This is a genomic window from Schnuerera sp. (assembly GCF_035459645.1).
Taxonomy (GTDB): domain Bacteria; phylum Bacillota; class Clostridia; order Tissierellales; family Tepidimicrobiaceae; genus Schnuerera.
The window spans coordinates 1-13,207 of sequence record NZ_DATHXO010000511.1; the positions used below are offsets into that span (position 1 = coordinate 1).

Sequence of the window (13,207 nt, forward strand, 5' to 3'; positions counted from 1 at the left end):
TAGATACCCGGTTCGTCAATCTCGGTCCAGGCCGCGTTCACGTAGCCGGGTATGGCGTCCTTCTTCCAGCCGAGCTCCGGCACCCACCAGGAGTGAATGACGTCATTGGACGTGATCAGTATGCGGATCCTGGTATTCGTCGGCACCACCAGCGGCCTGTCCACCTCGAGCAGATAGTTGTCGACGGAGCTGGGAGCGACGGCGGCCCCCATCTGGCGGGCGGCATTGCTGTCGGCGTCCAGATTGCTGAAGAACCGGATGCCTTCGTCGAGATACTCGTACTCCCACTTCCACTGGTAGCCGGTCACCTTTACCGTCATGTCGGCCCCGGATGTATCCTCCATGTCGATCAGGACACTGGTGGCCGGGACGGCCATGCTGATCAGGATCGCCAGCGGGATGACGGTCCAGACGATCTCGATGGCCGTGCTGTGATGAAACTGCGCGGGCTTCACACCGCGTGATTTCCGGTGCTGCACGATCGAGAACAGCATGGCGCCGAAGACGAGCACCCCGATGGCCACGCAGATCCAGACGATCGTCATGTGCAGGCCGTAGACGTCCCGGCCGGTGGGGGTGACGCCCTCCGGCATGTTGAGCACCCACTCGGCAAACGCCGGCGCGGCCGTCAGGCCCAATGCGAGCGCCACCATCCACCTGATCCCGACCTGTCGCTTTCTCGGATTCATCCGTCGCCACTCTCCCCGAAAGGTCATGAAATCGGCTCCCCCCGTGCGGCAGAGCGGTATGCGCAACTGCATCAACTGCCGCCGGCACCGGGCTTGGCCGGCTCGGAGCCGAATGAGGCCGTCCCCTCCGCCGCCATGGGACCGATCCAGTAATACAACTCACGCGCCAGCCGTTCCAGCTCCTCGTCACCCAGAAAACGGCCTAGCTGTACTTCCTCACCCCGGGAGCGCACCGCGAGATACCACGGATACCAGCGATGGCCTCCTTCGCGCACCACCACCTCGCTCCATATCCGGTCGAAGGTCCACCGGCGGTCGGGCCGCCGGCACCCCTTCTCGATTACCACCGCCCGGGCGGTGACACGCACCACTTCGGCCTCGTTGGCCCGGCGGGCGCTTATGTAGAGGTTCAATACTCCTGTTTTTGTTTCAGAACTAGACATATTTGAGAACGAAGACATAGTTGTATTTAGAGAAGCAGATGATGTAATAGCTAGTTTAGTAGAACCTACATCAGAAGAAGAATTAGAAGAATTAGACGAAGAAGTAGAAGACGTAGACGCAGAGGATGTTCCTGTAATAGGAGAAGAAGAATCAGAAGAAGAAACAGAAGAATAATATAAAACATAAAGAACAGGTAAGCTTAAATATAGGCTTATCTGTTTTTTTATATTTGCCATTACCTCTCGATTCCTTTAAAATAAAGGTAGAGAGAAATTATGAAGCAAATAGTGGAAAGGCAAAAAAGTATATATTGGAGAATTTCAAGAAGGTAATAGAAAAGTAAGCTTTTTATTTGATCCCAATGAACAAATTTTAAAAGGATTAAAAAAAGTGTTAAAAACAAGGAGTGATAAAATGGGTAAAATACTATCGGCCTATCTATTTCCTCATCCTCCTATTATTATTGAGGAAATAGGGAAGGGGCAAGAACAAAGAGCTTTAAAGACTTTAGAAGCCTCTAAAAAACTAGCTAAGGATATGAAAGATAAAAAACCGACTACCATTATTATCATAACTCCCCATGGGCCTTTATTTAGAGATGCCATATCCATATCCACAAAAAAATATCTGCAAGGGGATTTTCAAAATTTTGGGGAAAAGAACTTAAAATTTGAGTTTGAAAACAATTTAAAATTGGTAAAGGAAATTATTAAAAAAAGCGGTATAGAAAATATTACAATTGCAAAAGTTGATGAAGAATTGGCAAAAGATTTTGATATTAGTTTAAAACTAGACCATGGAGCCTTAGTACCTTTATATTTTGTGGATAAGGAATACAAAGATTTTAAACTTGTCCACATAACTTATGGTTTATTAACTCCTAAAGAGCTATATACCTTTGGTCAGTTAATTCAAAAGCTAGTATTAAAATCGGAAGAAAAGGTAGCCTTTATTGCCAGTGGAGATCTATCTCATAAACTATCTAATGAAGGACCATATTCTTATTCACCATATGGAGAAAAATATGATAAGGAAATAGTTAAACTTTTAAATGAAGGGGATTTTAAATCCATAATTTCCTTTGATCTTAGTTTAAGTGAAAAGGCTGGAGAATGTGCTTTGCGTTCTCTTATGATACTTTCTGGATTTTTAGATGGATTTAAGATAGAACCAGAAATTTTATCTTATGAAGGTCCCTTTGGAGTAGGATACTGTAATGCTAAATTTTCAGTATTAGATAAAGAAGATGAACATAAAATATTTGATGATTTAATTCATATGGAAAAGGAAAGGATTGCTAGTATTAGAAAAGAAGAAGATGAATATGTAAGATTGGCTAGAGCCAGTTTAGAGCATTATATAAAACATAAGGAAAGGATAGAAATCCCTAATAATTTAAGGGAAGAATTATTAAATAATAGAAATGGAGCCTTTGTAACTATAAAAAAAGATGGAATATTAAGAGGGTGTATAGGTACCATAGAACCAACACAGAAAAACGTGGCTATGGAAATAATTGAAAATGCTATTAGTGCTGGATTAAGGGATCCACGCTTTGATCCAGTTGAGGAAGAAGAGTTACCTCAACTAGTATATTCGGTAGATATATTAATGGAACCTGAACCCATTTCTTCTATGGAAGAGCTAGATGTAAAAAAGTATGGCGTTATAGTATCTAAAGGATTTAGAAAAGGCTTATTGTTACCTAATTTAGATGGGGTGGATACCCCACAGGAACAAGTTAGAATTGCTCTGAACAAAGCAGGCATACCAGAGTTTGAGGATTTTAAACTAGAACGCTTTGAGGTAATAAGGCATTTTTAGGAGGGTTATTATGGAGTGTATGTATTATGAAAAAAAACAAAATAATATAGTAAAATGTCACCTTTGTCCTCATAACTGTACTATCCAAGATGGAAATGTAGGGATTTGTAAAGTTAGGAAAAATGTTAATGGGACCCTAATATCTTTAAACTATGGAAAGATTACTTCTTATGCCTATGATCCTATAGAGAAGAAACCTTTATACCATTTTTATCCTGGTTCAGAAATTCTTTCTATAGGAAGTTTTGGATGTAATTTGGCCTGTAGCTTTTGTCAGAACTGGGAAATAGCCCATGAAGAATCCCTTACCATGGAAATAGAAGATGAAGATATTATATTATTGGGTAAAGCTAGAAATTCTATTGGTATTGCTTATACCTATAATGAACCTAGTATATCCTATGAATATGTATACCATATGGCTAAGCTTGCTAAAAGGCAAGGGTTAAAGAATATATTGGTTACTAATGGATATATAAATGAAGAACCTTTAAAGCAACTATTGCCCCATATAGATGCAATGAATATAGATTTAAAATCCATAAGTGATGATTATTATAAAAGAATATGTAAAGGTAGATTGGCCCCAGTACAAAGGACTATTGAATTAGCGTCTAAAGCAACCCATGTGGAAATAACTACATTAATTGTAGAAGATGAAAATAGTTCTGATGATGAAATAAATAGACTAGCTCAATGGATTGGAAGTATTGATAAATCCATACCTCTTCATTTGTCAAAATATTTCCCTGCTTATAAGATGAAGTTACCAGAAACTACCTATGATACCCTTGTTAGAGCCAAAAAGATATGTAAAAATCATTTAGATCATGTGTATATAGGAAACGTGTGGGGGATTGATAACAATACCTATTGTCCAAATTGTTCTAGTCAACTTATTTGTAGATATGGTAAGGGAGAAATAAAGGGTATAAAGGATGGGAAATGTATTAAATGTGGTAATAATATAAATATTTTATATTAAATTTTCCTTTGCTAAGCACAAAAGGCATTTAAAATGAATAGTATGTAATAATAAGGTAATAATCCTAGTAAATAAGTTGGCAAGGAGTTGTTTGTATGAATTGTAAACTTTGCAATAAAAAAGGAAAGAATAATATTGATTTACTAGGGACAAATTTATGTAAAGAGTGTTTTAAAGCCATAGCAACTACTTCTATATCTAATAAAGACTACGATTATTATAAAGAGATAATAAAGTTGATATTAAAAAATTATATGTACAACAAGACAATCCTAAACCCCGTAAAATAATCTACGGGGTTAAAATTTTCTAGAAATATTATATAATTAATATAAATATTTAATTGGCAGGTGAGGATTATTGGAAACACCAATTTTTGATGAATTGAGAAAACTAAAGGATAAAAATCCAATCTCCTTTCATACCCCAGGGCATAAGGGTAAAAACACTTTAATCAGTTGGGAGGATTTTATCCCTCAAATAGATATTACTGAAATACCTGGTATGGACAACCTTCATGATCCGAAGGGGATCATAAAAGAGAGTCAAGCTTTAGCTGCTAAGACTTTTGGTGCAAAAGAAACTATCTATTCTATTAATGGTACTACTGGAGGTATTTACATAGCCTTAGGAGGGATAACCAATCCAGGCGATAAGATACTAATCCAAAGGGATTCTCACAAATCTATATATAATGGAGCTATTTTAAATAGATTGGATATAGAATATATTCATTCTAATTATAATAAAAGCTATGGTATATTTACAGGGGTGGACCCATATATAATAGAAGAAAAACTAAAAAAAGACCAAAAGATTAAAATAGTAATATTAAAATATCCAAACTACTATGGAATCTGTTCTAATATAAAAAGAATTGCAAAGATAGTCCATAAATATGGTAGAATATTATTAGTAGATGAAGCTCATGGCAGCCATTTTGCTTTCTCAGATCAATTGCCTACACCTGCTTTAAAAGCAGGTGCCGATATAGTTGTGCAAAGTATTCATAAAACTTTACCTAGCTTTACACAAACTTCTATGATTCACGTAGGTTCAAATAGGGTAGATATAGAAAAAATAAAGACCATGTCCTCTCTATATCAGACTACCAGCCCTTCTTATCTATTTATGACCTCTTTAGAAATTGCAAGGGGCTATATGGAGGGAGAAGGACGTTTAAGACTGAAAAAAAATATTGAATTAATCCGTGAACTGACAAACCAAATAGACAAAATTTCTAGGGCATATGTATTTACTGGAGATGAAAGGGATAAAACTATATTCGACAAGGATATTACCAAAATATTATTTAAAATAGATGGAATATCAGGACCAAAGTTAAGTAAAGCACTAAGAGAAAACTATAATATTTATTTGGAAATGGAGGATTATCAATATTGTCTAGCATTAGCTAGCCTGATGAACGATGAAAGGGATTTTAGAATATTGATGGAAGCTATAAAGGAGATAGCTAAAATCATAGTCTATGAAAAAACAGATAGTATTCCTATGGATATACCAACACCTGAAATAGTTTTGCCCATATATAAAGCTTTTTATAGCAATAAAAAAAGATTAGATCTAAAGGAGGCTATAGGGAAAACATCTGCCTCCTTTATTACCCCATATCCACCAGGAGTACCCCTTATATGTCCTGGAGAAATAATTACTGAGGAATTAGTAGAGTATATAGGGTTTTTAATAGATAAAAGTATAGAAATAGTAGGGTTTATAGGCTATAATAAAGAAAAGATAGAAGTAGTAGATTAAGAAGGGAATGACTTAGTATTGAAAGGAATATTTATTACATTAGAAGGGCCAGATGGATCTGGGAAAAGCACCATTATGAAACATATAGTCAATTATTTAAAAGATAAAAATTTGGATTTTATTTGGACTAGGGAACCAGGTGGAACCCATATTGGAGAGAAGATTAGAAATATAATATTAGATGAGAACAATAAAAATATGGCAGCTGAAACAGAAGCACTTCTTTATGCTGCATCTAGAGGACAACATGTTCAGGAGAAGATTTTACCAGCACTTAAAGAAGGGAAAGTTGTATTATGTGAGCGGTTTATTCTTTCAAGTTTAGCATACCAAGGAATAGGTAGAAATTTAGGCATAGAAGAAGTAAAGATGATAAACGACTTTGCCATTAAAGGCATAAGACCAGATTTAACATTGTTTTTTTATGTAGATCCTGTAACTACTTTAAATAGAAAGACAAAACAAAAGGGAGGGGATAGGTTAGAGAAAGAAGGATTAGATTTTCATAGGGAAGTATATGACGGATATATGAAACTTTTAAAGATGTATCCAAAGAATACAAAAGAAATAGACGCTACTAAATCTATAGAAGAAGTATTTGAACAAAGCATATACCATATCGAAAATATCCTTAAAAGGAGGAACTGAGAATGAAACTTATAATTGCTATAGTTCAAGACCAAGATGCACCAAGTTTAATAGATGATCTTACTGAGCAGGAATATAGAGTTACCAAATTAGCTTCTACAGGTGGGTTTTTGAAATCAGGAAACACAACTCTTTTAATGGGAGTTGAAGATGAAAAAGTTGATAAGGTGATAAAGATAATAGAGGATAATTGTAAAACCAGGGATATCACCACTTCTTTATTAACTGTATCCATGCCAGGAGATACCTATATACCTTATCCATTAGAGGTAAAAGTTGGGGGAGCTACCTTATTTATTTTAGACGTAGAAAAGCATATTAGGATATAATTGGGAGGAATTAAGATGAAACTTATAATCGCTATAGTTCAGGACGATTATTCAACAAAGGTAATAAAAAGTCTTATGAGTAAAAAATATAGAACTACTAAACTATCTTCTACAGGAGGATTTCTAAAATCAGGGAATACAACTCTTTTAATAGGAGTGGATGATGAAAAAGTTAATGATGTGATAAAAACCATAGAAGATGAATGTAAAGATAGAAATGATAATAAGGGAAAAGATGAAATAGCAGTAGGCCGTGCTAATATATTTATACTAAATATGAAAGATTTTAAGAAGATATAACTTTGGAGGAATTTGATGGATTTTAGTAATATAATTGGTCATGAAAGAATAATAGAAAATTTAAGAAATGCTATAGAGAAAGACCATATATCCCATTGTTATCTATTTGAAGGAGAAGAGTCTTTAGGTAAAAAAATGGTAGCTTTAACCTTTGCAAAGACTTTACTTTGCAAAGAACAAGGTTTTGAGCCTTGCAATAGATGTAATTCATGTCTAAAATTTGATAATTTGAATCATCCAGACATGAAATTGATAGAGCCAGAAAAAAACTTGATTAGGAAGAAGGTAATTGATAATTTAATTAAAAAAATTAATATAGGTCCATTAGAGAGTAAAAGAAAGATAATAATTATAGACGATAGTCACCAAATGAGGGTGGAGGGACAAAATGCATTGTTAAAAACCTTAGAGGAACCTCCATCCTATATTAATATTATTTTGATAACTTCTAATAGTAACAATCTTATACCTACAATATTGTCTAGATCTCAAATAATCAAATTTTATCCTGTGGAAAATGAAAAAATTGTAGAACTGTTGAATACAGAATACAATAAAACTATAGAAGAAGCTAGTTTTATTGCACATTTTACAAAAGGAAGCATAGGTAAATCTATTATGCTTTCCCAATCAGATGAATTCTTTAATAAAAGAGATGAAATTATTGAAATAATTAATGATATAGTAAATGGAGATAAGGCAAAAATATTTAATTCCATAGAATTTTTTATAAAAAATAAAGATATTTATGAAGAGGTATTAGATATTATCCTCTATTGGTTCAGGGATTTAATGATTTTTCAACAGGCTAGAGATTCAGAACTTATAATAAATAGGGATAAAATTCCTCTATTATCTAACCAATCTTATTTAAATGTAGATAGAATTAATGATATAATAGATAATATAATAGAAACAAAACAAAATATTGATAAAAACGTTAATTACCAATTATCTATAGAAACAATGCTTTTAGGAATGCAGGAGGTTTAAATATATGATAACAGTAGTAGGTGTAAGGTTTAAAAAGGCAGGAAAAATCTATTATTTCGATCCAGATGAGTGGGATATAAATAAAGACGACTACGTGGTAGTAGAGACCGCCAGAGGAATAGAGTTTGGACATGTAACAGTAGGACCAAAACAGGTGACAGAAGAGGAAATAGTACCACCTTTAAAAAAGGTACTTCGAGTAGCTGAAGAAGAGGATTTCACAATCCATCAAAACAATAAGGACAAAGCCCATGATGCCTTTGGTATCTGCCAACAAAAAATAGATGAACATGGATTAGATATGAAATTAGTGGATGTGGAGTATACCTTTGATAATAATAAGGTTATATTTTACTTTACTGCAGATGGTAGGGTAGACTTTAGGGAGTTAGTAAAGGATTTGGCAGCTATCTTTAAGACTAGAATAGAATTAAGGCAAATTGGAGTAAGAGATGAGGCTAAGATGATAGGAGGATTAGGACCTTGTGGAAAGCCTGTGTGTTGTACCACCTTTTTAGGGGAATTTGAACCCGTTTCCATAAAGATGGCTAAAGAACAGAGTTTATCCTTAAATCCTACTAAAATTTCTGGACTATGTGGAAGGCTCATGTGCTGTCTTAAATATGAGCAAGAAGTATATGAAAAACTGCTAGAAAAAATGCCATCAGTAGGTACTATAGTTATAACTCCTGAAGGGAAAGGGACCATAATAGATACCTATACCTTACTTGAAATGGTAAAGGTTAAAGTAAGGTTAGATGATGATTCTGAGGAATTATTTAATCATAAAGTAGATGAAATAATAATAACAAAAGATATGGACCCCCAGTACAATAACGGTATAGAGGAAATAGAAAATGATTCGGATGATATAGAATAAAAAATAATTTTAAATTATTATATTTACCCTTTTATTATTGATTGTAATCTGATAAAATTATATCGTAGCAATAGACAAGCAATTTGGGGGGTGAAACATTTGGCATATAAAATTACCGATGCATGTATTGCATGTGGCGCTTGTGAGGCTGAATGCCCTACTGAAGCTATAAGTGCAGGAGATATCTATGTTATAGATCCAGACAAATGCATTGATTGTGGTTCTTGTGCTAACGTATGTCCAGTAGATGCACCTCAACCAGAATAATAACACAAAATAGAAAAGACCCTATGCTAGGGTCTTTTTTAGTAAAATTAAGGAGAATTAAAATGAATAAAGGAATTCTTTATATATGCCCTACCCCAATAGGCAATTTAGAGGATATAACTATTAGAACTATAAGGATTTTAAAGGAAGTAGATTTAATAGCAGCAGAAGATACTAGACATACTATTAAGCTATTGAATCATTATGATATTAAAAAGTCTTTAATATCCTATCATGAACACAATAAAAAAGTCAAAGGAGAACAGTTAATAGATAAACTAAAAGCAGGCCAAAAGATTGGTCTTGTTACTGATGCTGGAATGCCTGGTATATCAGATCCAGGTGAAGATATAATACGTATGTGTATTCAAAATGAAATAGAAGTGGTAGTCTTACCAGGTCCTACTGCTTCCATTGCTGCATTAGTCCTTTCTGGTCTTTCTACAAAAAAATTTGTATTTGAAGGATTTCTACCTTCTAAAAAAAAGGAACGGATAAAGGAATTGGAAAGATTAAAACATGAAACAAGAACCATAATCCTCTATGAAGCTCCTCATAGATTATTAGCTCTTTTAAAGGATATGGAAAAGATTCTAGGTAATAGACAAATATCCATATCTAGAGAGTTAACAAAAATACATGAAGAAACCTTTAGAGGGGATGTAGTAGAAGGAATAGAACAATTTGAATCCCAAAAACCTAGAGGAGAGTTTGTTTTAATAATAAAAGGATCAGAAATAAAAGAAAAGAATATATTCGAAAATACTAGTATAAAAGAACATATAAAAATATATATGGAGGAAGGTTTATCGAAGAAGGATGCAGTCAAGAAGGTAGCTCAAGTAAGGGATATATCTAAGAACTTGGTCTATAAGGAGAGTATAGAAATAAAATAAAATAAAAATACCCGTCGTATAGGCGGGCATTAGTATTATTTTTTTAAGTCTTCCATACAATCTGGACAGATATTTTTACCCTTATAGGTAATAACATCCTTAGCTTGTCCACAGAAAATACAAGCAGGTGCATATTTTTTCAGAATAATATGTTCTCCATCAACAAATATTTCCAATGCATCCTTTACTTCAATATCTAGATTTCTTCTTAGTTCAATAGGTATAACAACTCTACCTAATTCATCTACCTTTCTTACTATTCCTGTTGACTTCATAATCATTCCTCCTATTTTATGTTTGTGAATCGACTCATTTCTACAATAAAAGAATACCATAACTACCAAAATAAGTCAACATCAAATGTGAAAATATATACAAATACTTATTTTACCATTATTTTACAAGGGGTGGAAGAATGTACAATATTAATGAAGAATTAAAGAATAAGATAGTTTCTTTAAATAAAATTCTATTAGACAAATATAAAGATTTATTATCTTTAGATAAGAAATTCATTAGACATTTTATAGAAGAAAATGTAGGACCTATAAAAAGATTAGAAAAGTTAACGGAAGAAGAATTAACTTGTTATTCAGAAAAGGGAGGAATACTAGGAGTTGATGGTTCAAGTAATCGAATGGGAGGCGCTTACCCTCATTTTGTGGAAATTTATCAAGGTTTAGCGAAATCAACCATCCATGGAGACAAACCCATATATAAGACTGATTTTTATACTCCCTTAACCTATGAGGAAGAAGAAACTAATCTTTTGGAAAACACTGAACAAAAGGATCAATCCATAAGAAGTAAAAAGCTTTCTACTATAGAAGTAGAAGTAGCGTTAGAAGGAGTTCATAAACTTAACCCCTATGCAGTTTTAATGGATGGTTCTCTTATTCGATATTATATAGAAAGTTTTGAAAAATGGATGGAGCTAAGAAATGAATGTGAAGAAAAGGGTATAATACTAATAGGAGTAATAAAAGATATAAAAACATCTATAATAGGAGACTTGTTAGTTAAAGATAAATCTCTTTCCATCAAGGAATCTTTCCATGATAGAGAATTATTATATGGCTTATTAGAATATGGAGAAATGGTTCCGATTCAATCTAAAGTTTCAAAAAAGACTCAAGAAGGTTTTTCATCCTTATTTATGAGAGGTTCACAAGCTCCAAATATAATAGGGATGGATATATTAGATAGTCAAAGAAATTACTTAGAAGAAATGGCAAAACTGGTATTTACTTTAACTCCTAAGGATGGGAGAGGAGTCCCACTTTGGATAGATATAGTAGACAGGGAAGTTAGAATACCCGATAAGATGATAAGAGGATTACTTGAATCCAATTTAGATAGGGAAATACTGGAGAAATTTTTTATATCTGAAAGAGATAAAAGGACATTGTAGGAGGGGAAATTATGAAAGTTGTTGGAATGACTACTCAACAAGAAGTATATATAGGTTCTAAAGACAGGAATTTTAGAATTAATGAATTTTTAATTATTGTGGATCCTTATCAAGGGGATTTAATGGGCGAAATAGTCGAGGCAAAAACCTATAATAGGTATATTCCCTTAAGTATGCATGGAGAACTAGCAGACAGCTCTGTGTTAGAGTCTTTAAAAGCTATAGGCTATAATATTGAAGAAGATACCATCTATATAGGAAAAGTTAGGCTTTTAAACGAAGCTTTATATCCCGTAGAAACAGGTTCGGATGTAAGAGTACCAGAATTTGATGAAGTTAAGGATTTGATGATAAAATCTTCTCCAGAGGAAGGGTTGGTACTAGGAATTATAAAAAATACAGATCAAATGGCAGCCAATATGGATGAGCAATTTAAAGAATTGTTATACACCTTTGAAGAAGGAGAACTAAAAAAACAAAGAGATATTCCCTATATATTCAATATTAGATCTATGCATCAATATCCTCATATTGGAGTATTTGGTGGATCGGGTTCTGGAAAATCCTTCGGACTTAGGGTAGTTTTAGAAGAATTGATGGATTTAAATATTCCTACCATAGTATTAGACCCTCATTTTGAAATGGATTTTAGTGAAGTAGGAGAATATATGCCTAAAGAAGCAGTGGATAATTACAAAGACAGATTCAAGTGTCTACAAGTAGGTTTTCATGTAGGAGTTCGTTTTGAAGATTTATCCCATCAGGACATTAAAAATTTGTTAGATGCATCTAGCACATTAACAGACGCTATGAACAACGTAGTGGATATATTATTTAAAAGGAATGATTCCTACAATAGTTTTCATAACAGGCTTAAAATGCTTGCAGAAGCCCAAGAAGAAGGCTCCTTAGATAGAATAGAGAGAAGAATACAAGAAAGCAGCTCAGATTTAGAAAGGGAAGGTTGGCAAAAGAGAAAAGAAATTTATTTAAACTATGATAAGACTTGCCCTTATAGTTCGGTAAGAGGTATAATATGGAGATTAAATAGACTAGACAATGAAGGGATATTTAGTAAGGATATTAGAGAAATTGAAGAAGGGCTACATATGGGCAAACTAATAGTAATCCAGGGAAGTACTAGAATACTCCAAGTATTTAGCACTTATTTATTAAACAATCTATATCATAAAAGAAGAGAATATAAAGATGCCTTATATAAGAAGACTAGCGCAGAGTATTTTCCACCTTTTATAGTAGTCACTGATGAAGCCCATAATTTTGCACCAAAAGGATATGATTCTCCATCTAAGTCCATATTAAAGGAAATATCTCAAGAAGGAAGGAAGTATGGGGCATTTCTAATACTAGCTACCCAAAGACCAACTTTATTAGATGAGACCATAACAGCTCAATTGAACACTAAATTTATATTTAGAACTGTAAGGGCCTCTGATATACAGACCATAAAAGAAGAAACAGATATTACAGAAGAAGAAGCAAGAAGATTACCCTATTTGAGAACGGGAGATGTATTCATATCCGAAGCCTCTATGGGAAGAACCATATTTACTAGGATTAGAGCAGCCAATACAACTAGTCCCCATAAAGAAAACCCTTTCGATGAATTAACAAATAAAACTGTAGAAGATGATAAAAAATTTTTAGAAATAATAGAAAATAAATTACCCATAAATGGAGATGACTTCATAAATATAATAAAGGAAATAGAATCGGACACAGGGCTCACCTATCCAATGGGACTCTT

The 13,207-nt window shown here is 34.0% G+C and carries 16 protein-coding genes; 13 read left to right on the forward strand and 3 right to left on the reverse strand.

The window, feature by feature from the left end; translation table 11 throughout:
* Both VK998_RS11850 and VK998_RS11855 read right to left on the reverse strand, forming a co-directional pair.
* The coding region (locus VK998_RS11850; RefSeq protein ID WP_325228588.1) for a cytochrome c oxidase subunit II at positions 1–689 on the reverse strand (689 nt) is incomplete at its 3' end.
* A 71-nt stretch (positions 690–760) separates the two neighbouring features.
* Positions 761–1,369 carry a DUF2244 domain-containing protein gene (locus tag VK998_RS11855; RefSeq protein ID WP_325228591.1) on the reverse strand — a complete coding sequence of 203 codons (609 nt, stop codon included), beginning with the start codon at positions 1,367–1,369 and terminating at the stop codon, positions 761–763.
* Between the two features lie 178 nt (positions 1,370–1,547).
* On the opposite strand from VK998_RS11855, the gene amrA reads away from it, so the two are divergent.
* The 11 genes from amrA (at position 1,548) to rsmI (ending at position 10,028) form a co-directional block, all read left to right on the forward strand.
* A complete protein-coding gene (amrA, locus tag VK998_RS11860; RefSeq protein ID WP_325228594.1) occupies positions 1,548–2,957 on the forward strand; it encodes an AmmeMemoRadiSam system protein A in 1,410 nt (469 codons plus the stop codon).
* Positions 2,958–2,967: 10 nt separating this feature from the next.
* The gene (amrS, locus tag VK998_RS11865; protein WP_325228597.1) at positions 2,968–3,942 is read left to right on the forward strand and encodes an AmmeMemoRadiSam system radical SAM enzyme; all 975 of its coding nucleotides are present in this window, start codon (positions 2,968–2,970) and stop codon (positions 3,940–3,942) included.
* Positions 3,943–4,037: 95 nt separating this feature from the next.
* On the forward strand, positions 4,038–4,232 hold the full coding sequence (locus VK998_RS11870) for a sigma factor G inhibitor Gin (protein ID WP_325228599.1): 195 nt from the start codon (positions 4,038–4,040) through the stop codon (positions 4,230–4,232).
* A gap of 70 nt (positions 4,233–4,302) precedes the next feature.
* Complete coding sequence (locus VK998_RS11875; protein ID WP_325228601.1) at positions 4,303–5,715, forward strand: aminotransferase class I/II-fold pyridoxal phosphate-dependent enzyme; 1,413 nt, start codon at positions 4,303–4,305, stop codon at positions 5,713–5,715.
* Between the two features lie 18 nt (positions 5,716–5,733).
* Complete coding sequence (gene tmk / locus VK998_RS11880; RefSeq protein WP_414713609.1) at positions 5,734–6,363, forward strand: dTMP kinase; 630 nt, start codon at positions 5,734–5,736, stop codon at positions 6,361–6,363.
* A 2-nt stretch (positions 6,364–6,365) separates the two neighbouring features.
* Positions 6,366–6,692 carry a cyclic-di-AMP receptor gene (locus VK998_RS11885; RefSeq protein ID WP_325228603.1) on the forward strand — a complete coding sequence of 109 codons (327 nt, stop codon included), beginning with the start codon at positions 6,366–6,368 and terminating at the stop codon, positions 6,690–6,692.
* 15 nt (positions 6,693–6,707) lie between these two features.
* On the forward strand, positions 6,708–6,992 hold the full coding sequence (locus VK998_RS11890; RefSeq protein ID WP_325228606.1) for a cyclic-di-AMP receptor: 285 nt from the start codon (positions 6,708–6,710) through the stop codon (positions 6,990–6,992).
* Between the two features lie 15 nt (positions 6,993–7,007).
* Complete coding sequence (holB, locus tag VK998_RS11895; RefSeq protein WP_325228609.1) at positions 7,008–7,985, forward strand: DNA polymerase III subunit delta'; 978 nt, start codon at positions 7,008–7,010, stop codon at positions 7,983–7,985.
* 4 nt (positions 7,986–7,989) lie between these two features.
* Positions 7,990–8,865, forward strand: coding sequence for a PSP1 domain-containing protein (locus VK998_RS11900; RefSeq protein WP_325228610.1), 876 nt, complete (start codon positions 7,990–7,992; stop codon positions 8,863–8,865).
* 99 nt (positions 8,866–8,964) lie between these two features.
* Positions 8,965–9,132: a DUF362 domain-containing protein gene (locus VK998_RS11905; RefSeq protein WP_005582914.1), complete on the forward strand. Its 168-nt coding sequence runs from the start codon at positions 8,965–8,967 to the stop codon at positions 9,130–9,132.
* 62 nt (positions 9,133–9,194) lie between these two features.
* Positions 9,195–10,028 carry a 16S rRNA (cytidine(1402)-2'-O)-methyltransferase gene (gene rsmI / locus VK998_RS11910; RefSeq protein ID WP_325228612.1) on the forward strand — a complete coding sequence of 278 codons (834 nt, stop codon included), beginning with the start codon at positions 9,195–9,197 and terminating at the stop codon, positions 10,026–10,028.
* A 35-nt stretch (positions 10,029–10,063) separates the two neighbouring features.
* Here the strand turns inward: rsmI and VK998_RS11915 are convergent, their stop codons facing one another.
* Positions 10,064–10,303 (reverse strand): AbrB/MazE/SpoVT family DNA-binding domain-containing protein, encoded by a 240-nt coding sequence (locus VK998_RS11915; protein ID WP_325228614.1) that lies wholly within the window; start codon positions 10,301–10,303, stop codon positions 10,064–10,066.
* Between the two features lie 140 nt (positions 10,304–10,443).
* Between VK998_RS11915 and VK998_RS11920 the strand changes: the two genes are divergently transcribed.
* Both VK998_RS11920 and VK998_RS11925 read left to right on the forward strand, forming a co-directional pair.
* Positions 10,444–11,439: a DNA double-strand break repair nuclease NurA gene (locus tag VK998_RS11920; protein ID WP_325228616.1), complete on the forward strand. Its 996-nt coding sequence runs from the start codon at positions 10,444–10,446 to the stop codon at positions 11,437–11,439.
* An 11-nt stretch (positions 11,440–11,450) separates the two neighbouring features.
* On the forward strand, positions 11,451–13,207 hold a 1,757-nt coding region (locus tag VK998_RS11925), incomplete at its 3' end, for an ATP-binding protein (RefSeq protein ID WP_325228619.1).